This is a genomic window from Pseudomonas sp. rhizo25 (genome assembly GCF_031931935.1).
GTDB lineage: Bacteria > Pseudomonadota > Gammaproteobacteria > Pseudomonadales > Pseudomonadaceae > Aquipseudomonas > Aquipseudomonas synxantha.
In genome coordinates this window covers 1-16,358 of sequence record NZ_JAUJXA010000020.1, presented here as the reverse complement: position 1 = coordinate 16,358, position 16,358 = coordinate 1, and the positions used below count along the sequence as shown (strand labels likewise).

Here is a 16,358-nt window from a genome sequence, read left to right as displayed (position 1 = left end):
CTGTCCCCTTTTGTTTTCTTGCAGAATGCTTTCGAGCTAATGACTGATTTGAAAAACCAAGGGCAGAAAAGAAAATGGAATACACACTTGAAATTCGTGAACTCATCAACCATATCACTTCTGCTGAACTGTACGAGGGTGATTACGGAAGCCGCCTGGTTGACCATGAATCTATACTGAGTGGGGTTGATGCAGCGGACCGCGACAGTGTTCCTGTAGACTATCTGGCTTTTCTAGGCACCTTTGGGTTTGGCGATTTAGACAGCGCGCTTTATATCGAAGACGGTCCGGCTAAATACGCTGCTATCGCCGGATGTGAGGTGGATGCTTATAGCCGGATGTATGTGTTTGCGGCTACTTCCAGTGGTGTGCTTTATGCTTTTGATGTAGGTAATAATTGGTCGATAGTAGAGATTGATTCGGAAATCGATGAGGTGGCGGTGTTGGCCGATAACTTTTCAAGCTTCATCCGTAATCAGCTGATTGTGGTGAAAGGTTATGTCGATTGGCGCGCGGAGCAATAAGACGCTGTCAGGTGGGGAGATGTGATTAAAAAGGGACGGATTTATTTAGTTTGCGCTGATCACGCACAAAGCGGGCGACACAAAGGCCGCCCGATTTTCACTCAGGACGGATCGGCGTTAAGCCTGCGACTGATGACATCCAGCAAATCACACCCATCGCGCAGCGGAATGGCCAGCAAATGGGCGAAGTCTGAAAGCACTACGGCATCGCTGCTGAGTTGTTCGCGGAAGGCCAGGTTTTCCAGCAGTTGGGTGACGGCCCGAATGCGGTGCACGGCGGCGTCGTGAAGGACGTCGAGAGGTGCCTGGGTGTCGATGATCAGGGCTGGGACGGTGCAGTCGTGGCCGGTTAGGGGCATGTATCTATTCATGGGTACAACCTCGGTCAGTAAGTGAGGCTGTCACTTGTCGTCGCCAAACGAATGGGTGACAGCTGTACGCAGGTTGGCGAACCGGGACCGAGTTCCGGCAGACCCGAAGGTCTCCCGCGCACAGCTGCCATAAAGCAGCAATGCGGGTACGGAAGCCCCTGCAAGCAAGCAGAAAGCTTTCGCATACGGTCAACGGATCGCCAAATCCGATCGCCCTGTTGAGCGACCGCCGGACTATAAGCCCCTCACCCAAAACCGCGCAAGGCATCACCGCAATGGCACCCCCCGTCACGCAATGGCATCCATCGTGAAGCGTCTTCCCCTTGGGCTTTGAACATTTCGTATATCCCAGTGTCTTTACCCCGCCCACCCGCAATCGGTCGGGCTGCATGGACTGCAGCGTTTTCAATAACATTAAGGATTAATGTGAACCTCTCCCCTTTACGGCCCCCTTTCTGCCACCGCTCGCGGTGCATTGGCTCGCGCCCGGAATTTGCAGGGGCGCCCGGGGGGCCTCATTCGGATCGATTGATCCTTTCGCACAGCACACCTACTACCGCCGGGCGTATTGGCGGCTTTGACTGTAGTTCATGGAGTTTGAAATGAAGCGTAAGCAGTTCCAGAAAAGCCTGTTGGCAATCATGGTCGGCGCCATCAGCACGCAGGTGCTGGCAGTCGAGTTCGACCTGGGGCAGGGTAAGAATATTTGGGCCAGTGAGTCGTTCAATGAGCCGGTGACCATTACCGGTCAGTTTTCCCGCGTGGTCGACACCAACACCACCGACCCCGCCGGCCTGGGATTTGCCAATACCCAAATTCAAGGTTCGCTGATCAATCGCGCAGACATCACGCTGGACTCGCAAGGCCGCACCATCCGTGCGATCGCCATCGACCCGATGTTCTGGACCGGCCCGAGCGGTTTGGCCCCGAGCACTGTCACCGGGGATGTGGTTCAGGCAGGCAACGTGCTGATGCGCAACGGCGCCTATGAAGGGCTTGAGATCGGCCCCACCACCATTGGTGGCAGCCTTATCAACTCAGGCACCATTCGCTCCACGCCTCCGGTGGGTACCGTGACGACGCCCGGCTACCTGGGCGGCGGTGAAGGTATTTACCTGCACGGCACCACCATTGCGGGTGACGTATCCAACACCGGTGTGATCGACATGGCCGGCCCGGGCGCGATTGGGTTGATCCTTGACGTCAACGGCGACACGCCGACCACCATCGGCGGCAAAATCCTCAACTCGGGCTCGATTACCGCCACAGGCGAAGGCGCTTGGGGTGTGGAAGTGGAAACCGACACCAGCCCCCTGCGTATTGAAAACAGTGGCCTGATTTCCGCCAATGGCGATGAGGCCAAAGGGCTGTTTCTCTACGGCGGCACCTTTGATTACATCCTCAACACCGGCACCATTGAAGCCAAGGGCGCGTCTGCCAATGCCTTCGATCTTTCCGGCGCCAGCTTTGCGCAGAACAGCGCCACGGGCGCACGCGGCATCGTCAACCGCGGCCTCATCGCGGCGGACGGTACTGCGATCCATGTGGATACGGCCGAGCAGGTTGCGAGCTTTGAAATCAACCAGCAAGCCGGCGAAATCCGCAGTAACAGCGGTATCGCCGTCGACGCCAACAACCTTGCCAGCCTGAACTGGACCGGTGGCAAAATCACCGGCGATCTGCTCAACCTCAGCGCCGTCAACATCGGCGGTCAGGCAGGTTTCAGCGGTAGCCGTATCATCGCCCCGGTGTCGGTCAACTCGGGTTCGCTGAACCTCTCCGCACCTGGCACCACCATCACCGGCGATCTCAATGTGGCCAGTGGCGCGGGCATTGATATGCACCTGGCCGACAGTGTGGTGCCGACCACGCCGTACCTCACCGTTAACGGCACCGCCAACCTGGCCCAGGCTTCCAAGCTGACAGTCAGCGCCAACCCGGGCGACTTCGCGGCGCCTAAAGCCGGCACGCAATACACCTTGCTGCAAGCCACCAGCGTGCAGAACAACGGTGTGGCCGTCGCCAGCGCGTCGTCGTTGCTGAACGTGCTCAGCTACTCGGCCGATGCGCAGACGGTCAAGGCCGTGGTGGCGGTGAAAAGCGATCAGCAGGTGCAGCAGGAGTTGGCGGGTGTGAGTGCGGGTGCGTCGGCTGCAACCGCAGTCAACGTGTTGAAAAACGATGTGCTCGGCCAGCTCAACCAGAACGACCCAGTGTTCCAGAGCCTGGCCAACGCCGGGACTGCACAGCAACTGGCGCAGCTCGCCGACCAGCTCACGCCCGACGTCAACCGTGGCGCTCTCGACGTGGCCCTGTCGGGGCAAACCGTGGTCAACGGTGCGATCTTCAACCGCCTCACCGACCAGCGTGAAAGCCATCAGGTCGGCGGTGTGTGGGTGCAGGGCCTGAGCAGCAACATGGACCAGGACGGCCGTGGCGGCAACAACGGTTACTCGGCCAATAGCAGCGGTATGGCGGTAGGTGTGGACGGTCGCTTGAACGACACCACCACCCTGGGCGTGGCGTACAGCTACCTGAATTCCAACATTCATTCGGACCTGGGCAACAAGACTGACGTCGAAGGCCATGCGCTGTCGCTGTACGGCAAGTGGGCGCTGCAGAACTGGTTCGTGGATGGCAGCCTCAGCTACGGCCATAACGAGAACGACAGCAAGCGCCACGTCGCGGGCACTACGGCCAAGGGCAGCTACGACAGTAATGTGTTGTCGGCCAGCGTGATCGGCGGCTACAGCTTCAAGCCGACCCAGGCGGTGGTGATCGAGCCGCGGGTGGCTGCACGTTATGCCAACGTGCGCATGGATGGGTTTACCGAGAAAGGTTCGTCGGCGGCCTTGAGCACGGCTTCGCAGCGTTATGAAGTGGGTGAGTTGGGTGCCGGTGTGCGTTTGGCAGCCAACCTGCCGCTGAGCGCCGGTACGCTGCAACCGGAAGCGACCTTGATGGCCTATCACGATTTGATGGGTGACCGCGTGGCGCAAACCTCCAACTTCGTGGCTGGTGGTTCGGCGTTCACCGTCACCGGTGCGTCGGTGGCGCGTGACAGCTACGAGGCCAGTGTGGGTGTGAACTACCAGGTGTCGGACTTCACCGTCGGCGCCAGCTACACCCGCCAGGCACGTAGCGGTTTCGATGCGGACGGCGTGATGCTCAAGGCGCGCTACGCCTTCTAAGCAACACCGCAAAACAAAGTGTGGGAGGGGGCTTGCTCCCGATAGCTGTGAATCAGTCAATGATGTGTTGGCTGACTCACCGCCATCGGGGGCAAGCCCCCTCCCACATTAGATTTGTGTGGATCCGCAGCGTTCGGCACGGGGCAACTTGCGCTGGCTCAGCCCGCTTACGTAGGGCGCGACGCTCTGATACCAGTGTGGGAGGGGGCTTGCTCCCCGATAGCTGTGAATCAGTCAATGATGTGTTGGCTGACTCACTGCCATCGGGGGCAAGCCCCCTCCCACATTGGGTTTGTGTGAATCCGCAGCGTTCGGGTCGGGGCAACTTGCGCTGGCTCAGCCCGCATACGTTGAGCGTGACGCTCTGATACCAGTGTGGGAGGGTGCTTGCTCCCGATAGCGGTGGACCAGCCAATGGATATGTTGACTGACTCACCGCCATCGGGGGCAAGCCCCCTCCCACATTGGGTTTGTGTGAATCCGCAGCGTTCGGGTCGGGGCAACTTGCGCTGGCTCAGCCTGCTTACGTAGGGCGTGACGCTCTGATACCAGTGTGGGAGGGGGCTTGCTCCCGATAGCGGTGGACCTGCCAATGGATATGTTGACTGACTCGCCACCATCGGGAGCGCGCGCCCTCTCACATTGGGTTTGTGTTGGATTTCACTACTCGGGCCGAAACATCTTGAGAACCGCTCTCAACCCCGTAAAATGCCGCAGCCGTTGCATCACAGTCTTTCAGGGAAGAATTCAGGCCAGCGTATTGTCAGGCTGCCTGACTCCTTGGAAAACCCAGCAACGCTGATTTCCTCACCCAAGGAGCACCCTGTGAAGACACTGTCCAAAATCCTGCTGTCGGGCCTCGCCGCCGCGGCGCTGTTGACCGTGGCCGGTTGCGCCACCGAGAGCAACCGCGCGATGCCGGTGGAGCAAGTCGCCAGCGCCCACGTGGCCTATTCCGGCGTGCGTGTGCCGATTGCCGTGGGCAAGTTCGACAACCGCTCCAGCTACATGCGCGGCATCTTCTCCGATGGCGTCGACCGTCTCGGCGGCCAGGCCAAGACCATCCTCATCACCCACTTGCAGCAGACCAACCGCTTCAGCGTGCTGGACCGCGACAACATGGGCGAGATCTCCCAGGAAGCCAAAATCAAAGGCACCGTGCAGAAGCTCAAGGGCGCTGACTACGTGGTGACCGGCGATGTAACCGAGTTCGGCCGCAAAGAAACCGGCGACCGCCAGCTGTTCGGCATCCTCGGCCGTGGCAAGACCCAAGTGGCCTACGCTAAAGTCGCGTTGAATATCGTCAACATCAACACCTCCGAAGTGGTGTATTCCACCCAGGGCGCCGGTGAGTACGCGCTGTCCAACCGTGAAGTGGTCGGCTTCGGCGGCACCGCCAGCTACGACTCCACCCTCAACGGCAAGGTCCTCGATCTGGCCATGCGCGAAGCGATCAACCGCCTGGTGGACGGCATCAACGCCGGCGCCTGGAACCCGCGCAACTGATCAGCAGCACCTCAAGGAGCAGTACACGGATGAGCAAGGCAGTTAAGTTGGCGCTGATGCTGACAGCAATCGCGACGGTAGCCGGGTGCCAGACGGCGCCCCAGCCCCTGTATCAATGGGAGAGCTACCAGCCGCAGGTTTACGAGTACTTCAAGGGCGAGCCCAAGGAAGCGCAGGTGGAAGCACTGGAGCGCGACCTGCAGAAGATCAACGCCAGTGGCCGCAAGGCCCCACCGGGTTACCACGCGCACCTGGGCATGCTGTACATGAACATGGGCAAGGATGACCAGATGGTGCAGGAGTTTCGCACCGAAAAGGCCCTGTTCCCTGAGTCCGCTGCGTATATGGACTTTCTGCTGAAAAACGCCAAAGCCGGAGTGGCCACCAAATGAGCCTGTTAAAACTTACCGGCGCCTTGCTGGCCCTGGCGTTGCTCGGCGGTTGCGCGGCGCCCAAGACGGTTGACTACTCGGCGTACAAACAGGCACGGCCCAAGTCGATCCTGGTACTGCCGCCGATCAACGAATCGCCGGAAGTGCAGGCGTCCTACAGCCTGGTGTCGCAGGTGACGTACCCGTTGGCCGAAGCCGGCTACTACGTGTTGCCGATTGCTTTGGTGGACGAAACCTTCCGCCAGAACGGCCTGACCACCGCCAATGATATCCAGGCGGTACTGCCGGCCAAGCTGCATGACATCTTCGGTGCCGACGCGGCGCTGTACATCACCGTCAGCGAGTACGGCACCAAGTACATGCTGATCTCCAGCGACACCTCGGTGACGGCCTCGGCCAAACTGGTGGACCTGCGCACCGGCACCACCTTGTGGACCGGTACTGCACGGGCCTCCAGCGAGGAGGGCAACAACAACGGCGGCGGCCTGGTAGGCATGTTGATCACGGCGGCGGTCAAGCAGGTGATCAACAGCTCCACCGATGCGGCGCATCCGATTGCCGGTATCACCAGTGCACGCTTGCTGTCGGCGGGGCAACGCACCGGGCTGCTGTACGGCCCGCGTAACCCGAAGTACGGCACGGACTGAACCGCGTCACCTCTGACGACGGTGCTGTTGGATCAAGTCGATGCGGGTGGCCGTGCCCATGGAGTCGCGCTGCCCGTTCACGCTGGCGCCGATGGAGCCGTTGTGCAAGGCCACGATCTCGCCCGTATCGACGCTGATCAGCGGTGAGCCAGAGGTGCCGGGTTTCTTGAAGGCGTCGTGGTAGACCGTGCCCTGATTGCGGCTGTCCTGGTCGTATCCCTTGAGCGTGGTGGGTTGGCCCTTGGCATTTAGAAATGAAATGCCGAGGGCCTCTTGCCCATGGTTGGGCATAAAGATTTTCTGCCCAGGCGATGCTTGGGGGCCGGAGGCTAACTTGAGCGGCCGGAAATGCTCGGCCAAGGCTTTTTTCTCGCCAGCGGGCAAGTCGACACGCAGTTCGGCGTAGTCCAACCGTGCGTCGCCACTGAGCGGGTTGGGGTCCAGCGGCACTTTGCGCTCTACTTTCATCCGGCCGGTGCTGTCTTGTTCGGAGCCCAGCCAAAGCTCGAGCTTGCTGCCTTTGGCCAGCGCGTCGCGCACATGTTGGTTGGTCAGCACGCTGTTGCCATCGTTGATCAGCGAGCCGGTACCCAACGAACGGGTATGCACGCGCTCGTAGCCCCATGAGTCCCGTGTGACGCTCACTTCGCGAATATTGCCCACGGCCCTGGCCGCTGAATGCATCGGTGTGCCCTTAAGGGATGCATTGGCGTAGTTCTGCAAGGAGAACGGCGCCTGTTGCGGCGCGGCTGTTGGCGTGGGATGGGGCTTGTACGGTGCGACATCCGCTGGCGACGGCGGTCGCGGGGTTGGCGGTTGAGGCGTAACCCGGGCGGGTGGGGTCGGCATAGGGTTCGGCTGGGAGGCTCGGCTGATCACGTCGTCTGGCTTGATTGGCCCTTGGCTCTTGATAAACAGGCCGGCTTGGCCCGAGCCGTTCAGGTCAATGGCCAGGCTGTGCTGGCGCGTGTTCGGGTCATAACCGAGCAACGCCTCGCCCGGCCGACCGCTGAAACGACGTACAAACTGCAGGTCCTTGATCCCGGCGGTATGCAGCGCAGCGGACACATCGATCTTGTCCTGCCCACTGGTGAAATCAGTGATCAGGTCGGGGCGCTGTTGGGTCGACTCGCTGGCGCTGTTATACACAAAGGTATCCTTGCCCAGCCCACCGGTAAGGGTGTCCTGGCCCAGGCCACCGGTCAGGCGGTTATCGGCCTGGTTGCCGATAAGTCGATCAGCGCCCGTGCCGCCAATGGCATTTTCCAGAGTCACGCCTTTGGCAATGGAGACGTTGCCTTTCATGCCGCCGACATCGGAGAAGTGTTCAGCCTTCAGGTTGATGGTCTGGTCCTGATGAAACCGCGAGAAATCCAGGGTGTCGTTGCCTCCCCCATCCCACACGCTGAACACGGGTGCGTCGTCCGCTGAGTTGAGGCTGAGGAAGTCACGCCCGGTATTGGAGTTGAAGCCGTACACCGTGTCGGTGTCGCGGGTTTTGTAATTAGCGCCGTAGAGCTTTTGGATGGCGGTGATGTCGTCCATCAGCGGCGCGCTGGCATAGTGGGTTTGGCCGTTCTTGTTGTGGTCATGGCCCAGGTGACCAGCCCACCAGTAACTCATCAGGCTGTAGGCGCGATTGTCCTCGGCATAGCCGGCGCTTTCAGCGTAGCTGCCGCCATTGTTGTATTTGCCGGGGTGCATCAGCCCCAGGGTATGGCCGATCTCATGGGCCAGCAGATAACGGCTGAAACTGCCCTGGGTGAAGGGGCGATTCATGCCATCGGACGCGAACCAGGCCTGTGTGCCATCGCTGTAGATGCCTGGATAAGACGCACGGCCCGAATGGCCGGTCTGGTTCGGGTCATTGCCCAGTAACAGTTGCCCTTTGGCCTCGGGTGCATTCTCAGTGAAGGTGATATTGGCGACATCCGCCCAAGACTGCATGGCGCGCCTGGCCTGCTCTTTTTGCGACGGGGAGAATTCGTTAGCGCCGGCGGGTGTGCTGTACGTGGCCTGCGAAGGTGTGAAAAAACGATAGCCGATGGGTGTGGTGCCATCTTGGTTACGCTCTGTCCAACGATAGCCTGTTCGGGTGATCTGCTCTGCCGCTTGCTCGGTGGTGTAGGACGGCTTGCCTGAAGCGGCCCCGGCATAGCTGGGCCGTTCGGCGAATGAGGGCGGCTGATAGCGGTTTGCGAGGGTGTTTACGGAGTTCATCGCGGTTTCTCTGATTTAAAGCCTCCAAAGCACTCAAGAAACAGACGGTTCTGACAGGGAGGCTGACCCTCGATATGTGGTGGGTGGTGATGGCAGGTTCAGTTGGTTATGTCTCGAAAGGTGACGCAGCGAGCCGACGGCGCAATATCCGCGTTTAACCCGTAGGGAGGTTGGGCTACGTCTGATCGGTTGAACGGATCATTCATTCACGAGGTTCAGCCCATGTCCCGCTCTCTGCTTTTGCTGCGTCCTGCTGCCCAAGGCTTTGCCGTTACCGTGCTGGTGATGCTGGCCGGGTGTGGGCTGTCGTCGTCCCCGGATGTCGCCAAGCCTGTTGAACCGGCGCCCGTCGCCGAGCTGCAAAGCGCGCCGATCCAGGGCGCTATGGTCAAACGCATGGTGATGCCGGCGCCGATGAGAGTGCGGGAAATGGCGACGATGGACTACCGCAGCGAACCTCGCGAGCAATACGCCAACCTGCCGGACAACCCGGTGCATCGCGTCGCCGAAACCCCGGTTTCCACTTTCAGCATCGACGTCGACACTGGCAGCTACGCCAACGTCAGGCGTTTCCTCAATCAAGGTCGCCTGCCGCCCGAAGGCGCCGTGCGATTGGAGGAAATGGTCAATTACTTCCCGTACAACTACGCGCTGCCCACCGATGGATCACCCTTTGGCGTCACCACCGAGCTCGCCGCTACGCCCTGGAACCCGCGCACCCAACTGTTGCGCATCGGCATCAAGGCCTCCGACCGCGCCGTGGCGGACCTGGCGCCGGCTAACCTGGTGTTCCTGGTGGACGTGTCCGGCTCCATGGACCGTCGCGAAGGATTGCCGTTGGTGAAAAGCACGTTGAAATTGCTGGTGGACCAACTGCGCGATCAGGACCGCGTGTCATTGGTGGTCTATGCCGGTGAATCCCGCGTGGTGCTCAAGCCCACCTCCGGGCGTGATAAAAACACGATCCGCAACGCCATCGACCAACTTACCGCCGGTGGCTCCACCGCAGGCGCCTCCGGCATCGAGCTGGCCTACCAGATGGCCCGCGAGGGTTTTATCGACAAGGGTATCAACCGCATCCTGCTGGCCACCGACGGCGACTTCAACGTGGGCATCAGCGACTTTGACAGCCTCAAGCAAATGGCGGTCGAGCAGCGTAAAAGCGGCGTGTCCCTGACCACCCTGGGCTTTGGTGTGGATAACTACAACGAACACCTGATGGAACAACTGGCCGATGCGGGCGATGGCAATTACGCCTATATCGACAACCTGCGTGAAGCGCGCAAGGTGCTGGTGGAGCAACTCAGCTCGACCCTGGCCGTGGTCGCCCGGGATGTGAAGCTGCAGGTGGAATTCAACCCCGCCCAGGTCAGCGAATACCGCCTGCTGGGCTATGAAAACCGTGCCTTGAAGCGTGAAGATTTCAACAACGACAAGGTCGATGCCGGTGAAATCGGCGCAGGGCATACGCTGACCGCGCTGTACGAAATCGTCCCCAAGGGCGAGAAGGGCTGGTTGGAGCCTTTGCGCTATGCTGCCGCGCCTGCGGTTGAAGGTAAATCCGACGAGCTGGCGATGCTACGGGTGCGCTACAAACCTGCAGCAGGTGGCAACAGCCAATTGATCGAACGCCCCATTGCCAACCAGCCCACCCCAGCCAGCGAAGACCTGCGCTTCTCAGCCGCCGTTGCCGCGTTCGCCCAACAGCTCAAGGGCGATGGCCGCTACACTGGCAACATGAGTTTGCAGGACACCGCCAAACTTGCCCGCTCGGCCCGCGGCGATGACCCGTTCGGCCTGCGCAATGAGTTCGTGCAACTGGTCGAACTGGCCCTGAGCCTCAAACACTGATATCGGCCATGACAACAATCAAATGTGGGAGGGGGCTTGCTCCCGATGGCGGAGTGTCAGACAGCACATTTGATACTGATCCACCGCTATCGGGAGCAAGTCGAACCGTCGCGCCGCCCCTCCCACAGTTAGTTCCGCTTCGACTGATAGAAGGAGTTCACCTTTTACATGGCCGTTCCAGACGACTCACCCAGCGACGAATCGCTGCTGGCCCGCTACCGAACCGGTGATGCTGGCGCATTCGAAGCCCTGTACACGCGCCACCGCCAGGGCCTGTACCGCTTTCTCATGTCCCTGTGCAACAAGGCCGAACTGGCCGAAGAAATCTACCAGGACACCTGGCTCAGCCTGATCCGCAGCAACACCCAGCCACAGGGCCGGGCGAGTTTTCGTACGTGGTTGTTCCAGATCGCCCGCAACCGCCTGATCGACCACTGGCGCAAACACGGCATCCACAACCCCTTGCACGACAGCTACGATGAGCAACTGCACGCCCAACCCGACAGCAGCGCCGGCCCAGAGCAACAACTGAGCCTGAGCCGCGACCAGGCGCGCCTCGACGCTGCCCTGCAAGACCTGCCCGAAGACCAGCGCGAAGTCTTCCTGCTGCGCCTGCACGGCGAGCTCGAAGTACCGCAGATCGCCACCCTCACCGGCGCCCCGCTGGAAACCGTAAAAAGCCGCCTGCGCTACGCCCAGCAGAAACTGCGCCGCCTGCTGGCCGAGGAGATACCCGCATGAACGACTCCCGACACGACCCAGACACCGACGACGGGCTGATCCAGCACTTTCGTCAACACAGCAGCGGCGAGCCGCCGGCGTCACTGGACGCGTTCATATTGGCCACCGCCCACCGCGAGGCACCAAAACCATCGCCCAACCTTTGGCAGCGCTGGCTGCGCGTGTGCCAGCAACCGCGTTGGCAAATGGCATTCGCCAGCGTTGCCGGTGTGGCGTTGCTGGTGGGTGTGGTCACGCGCACCAGCGAGTTTGAGCACGTGCCGAACACGCGCCTGGCTGCCCCGGCTGCGTTCTCTGCGCCTGCACCTGCGCCTATGAGCGCGCCGCCACGCGTCGAATCGTTCAGCGCCGAAATGAGCAGCGATGCCTTGCCCCAAGCCAACATGGCCAAGCGCGCTGTGCCGGAACCGCTTGAGCAGGGTTTGCAGGACGTGTTACGCCTGCGCCAGGCAGGTGATGATGCGGCGGCGACGGCAAAACTCGCCGAGCTGCAAAAACGCTTTCCTGCACAGAACCTCGAGGAACGACTCAAGGCATTGCAGCCTCACTGACCCCATGGCGATGGTACCCAGCGGTACCATCGCCGAACGTCTGAAATGCGTCATAAGCATATGAATTTATATTCAGTTGCTCAGGGAGTAATTGCTGCTAGTTTAATAGGCGAAAGACGTCATTGTTCCTGCTGGCCAACAGAGCGGGTCATGTTTCATTGGATGAAAAGTTGCATGCGGACTTCAAGGATTAAAGTCTTCTCAGCATTCGCTACATGGCCACTGGGAAATAGCTCTACCTGTTGGAAGTCCATTCAATTGGATTGATGAACGGTACCTGTATATGACGGCGACGCTGAATTACTCATTGGCACAGGCAGTGCCTGAACTACAACAACCCCTGGATATATTCGAGCTTAAAGAGTCCAACGTACGCTCTTATTGCCGAGACTTTACCGACACGTTCCATACCGCTGAGGGTTCAACGCTGACCAGTGAGCAAGGTCAGCTGTTTATCGACTTTTTCAGTGGTGCCGGTGCCTTGAACTACGGGCATAACAACCCGGTTCTAAAGGCCGCGCTGCTCGACTACATTGCGCAAAATGGCATCACCCACGGCCTGGATTTCAAGACGACCGCCAAGAAAGCGTTCCTCACCGCATTTGAAGAACAGGTCCTGGCGCCGCGCAACCTGCGTTACAAAGTGCAGTTCCCCGGCCCCACCGGCACCAATGCGGTAGAGGCGGCGATCAAGCTGGCGCGCAAGTACACCGGGCGCCAGAACATCGTAGCGTTTACCAATGCCTTCCATGGCATGTCCCTGGGCAGCCTGGCCCTGACCAGCAACCCGCGCAAGCGAGCCGGCGCCGGCGTGACCCTGAGCAATGTCACGTTCATGCCCTATGACGGCTACTTCGGCGACAGTGTGGACACTTCGCTGTACCTGGACAGGATGTTGCGCAGCGGTAGTGGCATCGACAAACCGGCGGCCATCGTGCTGGAAACCGTGCAGGGCGAGGGCGGTGTGAACAGTGCCTCGGCCGCCTGGGTACACACTGTGCAACGCATCGCCCAGGCCCATGACATCCTGCTGATCATCGATGATATCCAGGCCGGCTGCGGGCGTACGGGTGACTTTTTCAGTTTCGAAGCCCTGGGCGTTACCCCAGACATCGTGACGTTGTCCAAGTCGATCAGCGGTTATGGCTTGCCCATGTCGCTGGTCTTGCTGGCGCCCCATCTGGATGTGTGGGAGCCGGGCGAGCACAACGGCACGTTTCGCGGCAACAACCTGGCGTTCGTCACCGGCAAGGCAGTGATCGACCACTATTGGAGCGACGCGGGTTTCACTCAGGCGCTCAAGGCCAAGACGGGCGTGCTACATGATGCGTTGCAGAAGCTGTCCGCAGGTTTCGCCGCCAAGGCGCCCAACCGCCTGAAAGGGCGCGGGTTCTTCAAGGGCATCGAGTTCGAGGACGCGAGCCTGGCGCAGAAAGTTGCTGCGCGCGCCTATGCACATGGCCTGATCATTGAAACCTCCGGCATCGATAACCAGGTCCTGAAGTTTCTTCCGGCCCTGACCATCACTGAGGCGCAGATCAACCAAGGCGTGCAGATTCTCGAGCAAGCGTTTGCCGAGGTAATCACTTCATGACCGATGCCATTATCACCCGGCACGCGTCCCTCGATGACGCCGCTGCCATCGCACCCTTGCTGGATAAATACCGCGAGTTCTATGGTGAAGCTTCCGACCTGGCTCGCTCCCTGGCATTTATTCAACAACGCTTCTTTTTAGGCGAGTCAATTATTATCGTCGCGCAAGTAAACAATGAAGTCATTGGGTTCACGCAACTCTTTCCGAGCTTTTCAAGCGTCACACTAGAGCGCCTGTGGATACTCAATGACTTATATGTTGAAGCCTCAAAACGAAGGGCGGGAGTTGGCCTGGCGTTATTGAATGCCGCCAAGGCATTCGCACAAACAACCGGCGCCAAGCAGTTATTCATCGAGGGCGCAGACGACAACCCAAAGGCACGAAACTTATACACGCGCTTTGGGTTTATCGAAAACACGGCGTATCACTATTACCATCTTCCATTGAAGCCAATCCAGGGATAGGAGCTTTTCCATGTCAGACACTGTTTTCGATATCGTGGGTATTGGTTTTGGCCCCTCCAACCTGGCGTTGGCTATTGGCCTTGAAGAATCCGCTTCTGCGCTGACCTATCGCTTCCTGGACGCCAAGCAAACGCCGGACTGGCAGGATGAAATGTTGCTCAGCGGTTCGGATATCCAGAACAACCCTTTGCGCGACCTGGTCACCCCGCGAAACCCGCGCAGCCACTATGGCTTCGTCAACTACCTGAAAGAAACCGGTCGCCTGTTCGACTACCTCAACCTGCCGCTGACGTATCCGCTGCGGCGTGAATATGCCGAGTACATCAAATGGGTCGCCGGGCATTTTCTGGGCAGTGTCGAGTCCTCTGCGTTCGCGCAAAGGGTCGAGCCGTTGCTATTCAAAGGCGAGCAGGTGTGGAAGGTCACCTATAACGATCAGCGCGTCATTTACGGGCGTAGCCTGGTGCTGGGCACCGGGCGTACGGCGAATATCCCGGCGGTTTTCGAGGGCCTGACTGGCCCTCAGGTGTTCCACCTCAATCACTACCTGGAGCGCCTCAACAAGCTGCCTCCCAGCGTGCAGCGCATCGGTGTAGTGGGCTCCAGCCAGAGTGCCGTGGAGATTGTGCTCGACCTGACCGCCAGGTTCCCGGACAAAGACATCTACTCGCTGCACCGCAGCTTCAGCTTCCGGCTCAAGGACACCAGCCCATTCAGCGACAAGGTGTATTTCCCGGAGTTTATCGACTACTACTTCAACCTGCCGCCCGAGGCCAAGGCGCGGGTGGACAAGCAACTGCGCGGCACCAATTACAGCTCGGCCGATGAAGATGTGATCAACGCCCTCTACGTACGCATTCATGAGGAAAAGTTGCAGGGCAAGCAGCGCATTCACATTCTCAACAACATCGCCATTGAGCAGGCGCAGATCAGTGCATCGGGGCAGGTGGAGCTGGGGCTCAAGGAGGTCAACCAACTGACCCACTCGACCCTGGCGCTGGACGCACTGGTGCTCGCCACCGGCTTCAAGGACATTGCCGCCAAGGAAAATGGCGAGCTCTATCCGCCGCTGCTGGCGCCTTATCACGCACGGTTTCATGCGGACGCCCACGGCGCACTGGTGGTCAACCGCGATTACAGCCTCACGTCTCTTGAGGACTTGCCCGCCGTGTTTCTCAACGGGTTATGCGAAAGCTCCCACGGCCTGGGAGACGCCGGTTCATTCAGCCTGATTTCGCTGCGGGTCGAACACATCCTGGCGTCCCTGGAGGAAAAACTCGCACAGGCCGAAGCCCCGCTGCACGCATTGGCCTGACCTGCCCTCGGCAGCAGCCTGCGCCGGCTGCTGCCTCATACAAGGAGTTCCCATGTTTACAGCAGCATTGATCTATATCCTGGCGGTGATAAGCCCGGGGCCCAACTTCATCATTGTCAGCCGATTTTCTTCGCTGGGGTCGGTCTCGACCGGTATCGGTGCGACCCTGGGCATTTGCACGGTCGGCGTGTTTTTCTCGACCATCTCATTGCTGGGCCTGGCGGCTCTGCTGCATCAGTACCCGGCGTTTTCCAAAGTCGCCACGTTATGCGGCTCGGCGTACCTGCTGTACATCGCCTACAGCATCATCAAAAGCGTACTGGCAAAGAACACCGGCACCGCCGACAGCACCGCCCCGGGCGCGACCAGCTTCGCCAAGGCTTACCGCGTGGGGGTCATCACCAACATCAGCAACATGAAAACCATCGCCTTCATGATCAGTATCTACGCCGGCTTTCTTTCATCGCCGCGTACGGACATCGAAAAAGTCCTGGTGGTGCTGCTGTGCTCGACGCTCGAAGTCATCTGGTACTCCGTGGTGGCCCTGCTCTTCGGTCAGGGCCCGATCAAAGCGCTGTTCCTCAAATACACCCGGCAGATCGACGTGGGCCTGGCCGTATTCCTCGTGGCGTTTTCACTGAACAACGCCATTCCTGTGCTGATAGCCAGTCGATGAGGCTTCGCCATGGAATGGAACGCGTTGCTCAAGGGTGTGGGAGGGCGCTTCAAGCATCGTAGTTGGTTGTTGATTGACCTGGCGCCGGAGGCGTTGGTGCTGAGCGATTTGTCGGGGGAGTTGGTAAGGGATTATCCGGGGGTGACGTTGATTCTGGATTGTCATCTTGAGGGGGTTTTTCGGGTGATTGATGGGTTTGGGCCGGGGGTTAGCTATGCGGCGTCGTTGCAGGCTGCTCGGGGGAAGGGTCACTACGTGACTGCTGTGTTGCCTGGGGAGGTGGCTTTCCAGGACTTTAAATGGGCGTGTTGAGCG

The 16,358-nt window shown here is 59.7% G+C and carries 15 protein-coding genes; 13 read left to right on the top strand and 2 right to left on the bottom strand.

Annotated elements, in window-relative coordinates:
* Positions 1-74 precede the first annotated feature (74 nt).
* The gene (locus tag QZR30_RS25445) at positions 75-524 is read left to right on the top strand and encodes an SMI1/KNR4 family protein (protein ID WP_046070342.1); all 450 of its coding nucleotides are present in this window, start codon (positions 75-77) and stop codon (positions 522-524) included.
* Positions 525-625: 101 nt separating this feature from the next.
* Here QZR30_RS25445 and QZR30_RS25440 read toward each other — a convergent pair whose 3' ends face one another.
* Positions 626-883, bottom strand: a complete 258-nt coding sequence (locus QZR30_RS25440) for a hypothetical protein (protein ID WP_005783616.1) — start codon at positions 881-883, stop codon at positions 626-628.
* A gap of 614 nt (positions 884-1,497) precedes the next feature.
* Here QZR30_RS25440 and QZR30_RS25435 point away from each other — a divergent pair.
* From QZR30_RS25435 to QZR30_RS25420, 4 genes are all read left to right on the top strand, one after another.
* Complete coding sequence (locus QZR30_RS25435; protein WP_311904496.1) at positions 1,498-4,086, top strand: autotransporter family protein; 2,589 nt, start codon at positions 1,498-1,500, stop codon at positions 4,084-4,086.
* An 825-nt stretch (positions 4,087-4,911) separates the two neighbouring features.
* Positions 4,912-5,592, top strand: a complete 681-nt coding sequence (locus tag QZR30_RS25430) for a CsgG/HfaB family protein (RefSeq protein WP_311904494.1) — start codon at positions 4,912-4,914, stop codon at positions 5,590-5,592.
* Positions 5,593-5,621: 29 nt separating this feature from the next.
* The gene (locus tag QZR30_RS25425) at positions 5,622-5,984 is read left to right on the top strand and encodes a DUF4810 domain-containing protein (protein ID WP_046070345.1); all 363 of its coding nucleotides are present in this window, start codon (positions 5,622-5,624) and stop codon (positions 5,982-5,984) included.
* Positions 5,981-6,631, top strand: a complete 651-nt coding sequence (locus tag QZR30_RS25420) for a DUF799 domain-containing protein (protein ID WP_046070346.1) — start codon at positions 5,981-5,983, stop codon at positions 6,629-6,631. Before QZR30_RS25425 ends, QZR30_RS25420 begins: the two co-directional genes overlap by 4 nt.
* Before the next feature lie 6 nt (positions 6,632-6,637).
* Here the strand turns inward: QZR30_RS25420 and QZR30_RS25415 are convergent, their stop codons facing one another.
* Positions 6,638-8,851, bottom strand: coding sequence for a M10 family metallopeptidase C-terminal domain-containing protein (locus tag QZR30_RS25415; protein WP_068965920.1), 2,214 nt, complete (start codon positions 8,849-8,851; stop codon positions 6,638-6,640).
* A gap of 222 nt (positions 8,852-9,073) precedes the next feature.
* Here QZR30_RS25415 and QZR30_RS25410 point away from each other — a divergent pair, with 222 nt between their 5' ends.
* The 8 genes from QZR30_RS25410 (at position 9,074) to QZR30_RS25375 (ending at position 16,355) form a co-directional block, all read left to right on the top strand.
* Positions 9,074-10,702 carry a vWA domain-containing protein gene (locus QZR30_RS25410; protein WP_311904493.1) on the top strand — a complete coding sequence of 543 codons (1,629 nt, stop codon included), beginning with the start codon at positions 9,074-9,076 and terminating at the stop codon, positions 10,700-10,702.
* A 168-nt stretch (positions 10,703-10,870) separates the two neighbouring features.
* A complete protein-coding gene (locus tag QZR30_RS25405; RefSeq protein ID WP_046070348.1) occupies positions 10,871-11,443 on the top strand; it encodes an RNA polymerase sigma factor in 573 nt (190 codons plus the stop codon).
* On the top strand, positions 11,440-11,994 hold the full coding sequence (locus QZR30_RS25400; RefSeq protein WP_046070349.1) for a hypothetical protein: 555 nt from the start codon (positions 11,440-11,442) through the stop codon (positions 11,992-11,994). Before QZR30_RS25405 ends, QZR30_RS25400 begins: the two co-directional genes overlap by 4 nt.
* Positions 11,995-12,334: 340 nt before the next feature.
* The gene (ectB, locus tag QZR30_RS25395; protein WP_201783020.1) at positions 12,335-13,588 is read left to right on the top strand and encodes a diaminobutyrate--2-oxoglutarate transaminase; all 1,254 of its coding nucleotides are present in this window, start codon (positions 12,335-12,337) and stop codon (positions 13,586-13,588) included.
* A complete protein-coding gene (locus QZR30_RS25390; protein ID WP_046070351.1) occupies positions 13,585-14,052 on the top strand; it encodes a GNAT family N-acetyltransferase in 468 nt (155 codons plus the stop codon). The genes ectB and QZR30_RS25390 overlap by 4 nt, the downstream gene beginning before the upstream one ends.
* A gap of 10 nt (positions 14,053-14,062) precedes the next feature.
* Complete coding sequence (locus QZR30_RS25385) at positions 14,063-15,367, top strand: SidA/IucD/PvdA family monooxygenase (RefSeq protein WP_056847262.1); 1,305 nt, start codon at positions 14,063-14,065, stop codon at positions 15,365-15,367.
* Between the two features lie 52 nt (positions 15,368-15,419).
* Positions 15,420-16,043: a LysE family translocator gene (locus QZR30_RS25380; protein WP_056847261.1), complete on the top strand. Its 624-nt coding sequence runs from the start codon at positions 15,420-15,422 to the stop codon at positions 16,041-16,043.
* A gap of 9 nt (positions 16,044-16,052) precedes the next feature.
* Positions 16,053-16,355 (top strand): hypothetical protein, encoded by a 303-nt coding sequence (locus tag QZR30_RS25375; RefSeq protein WP_046070354.1) that lies wholly within the window; start codon positions 16,053-16,055, stop codon positions 16,353-16,355.
* The last annotated feature ends 3 nt before the right edge of the window (positions 16,356-16,358 follow it).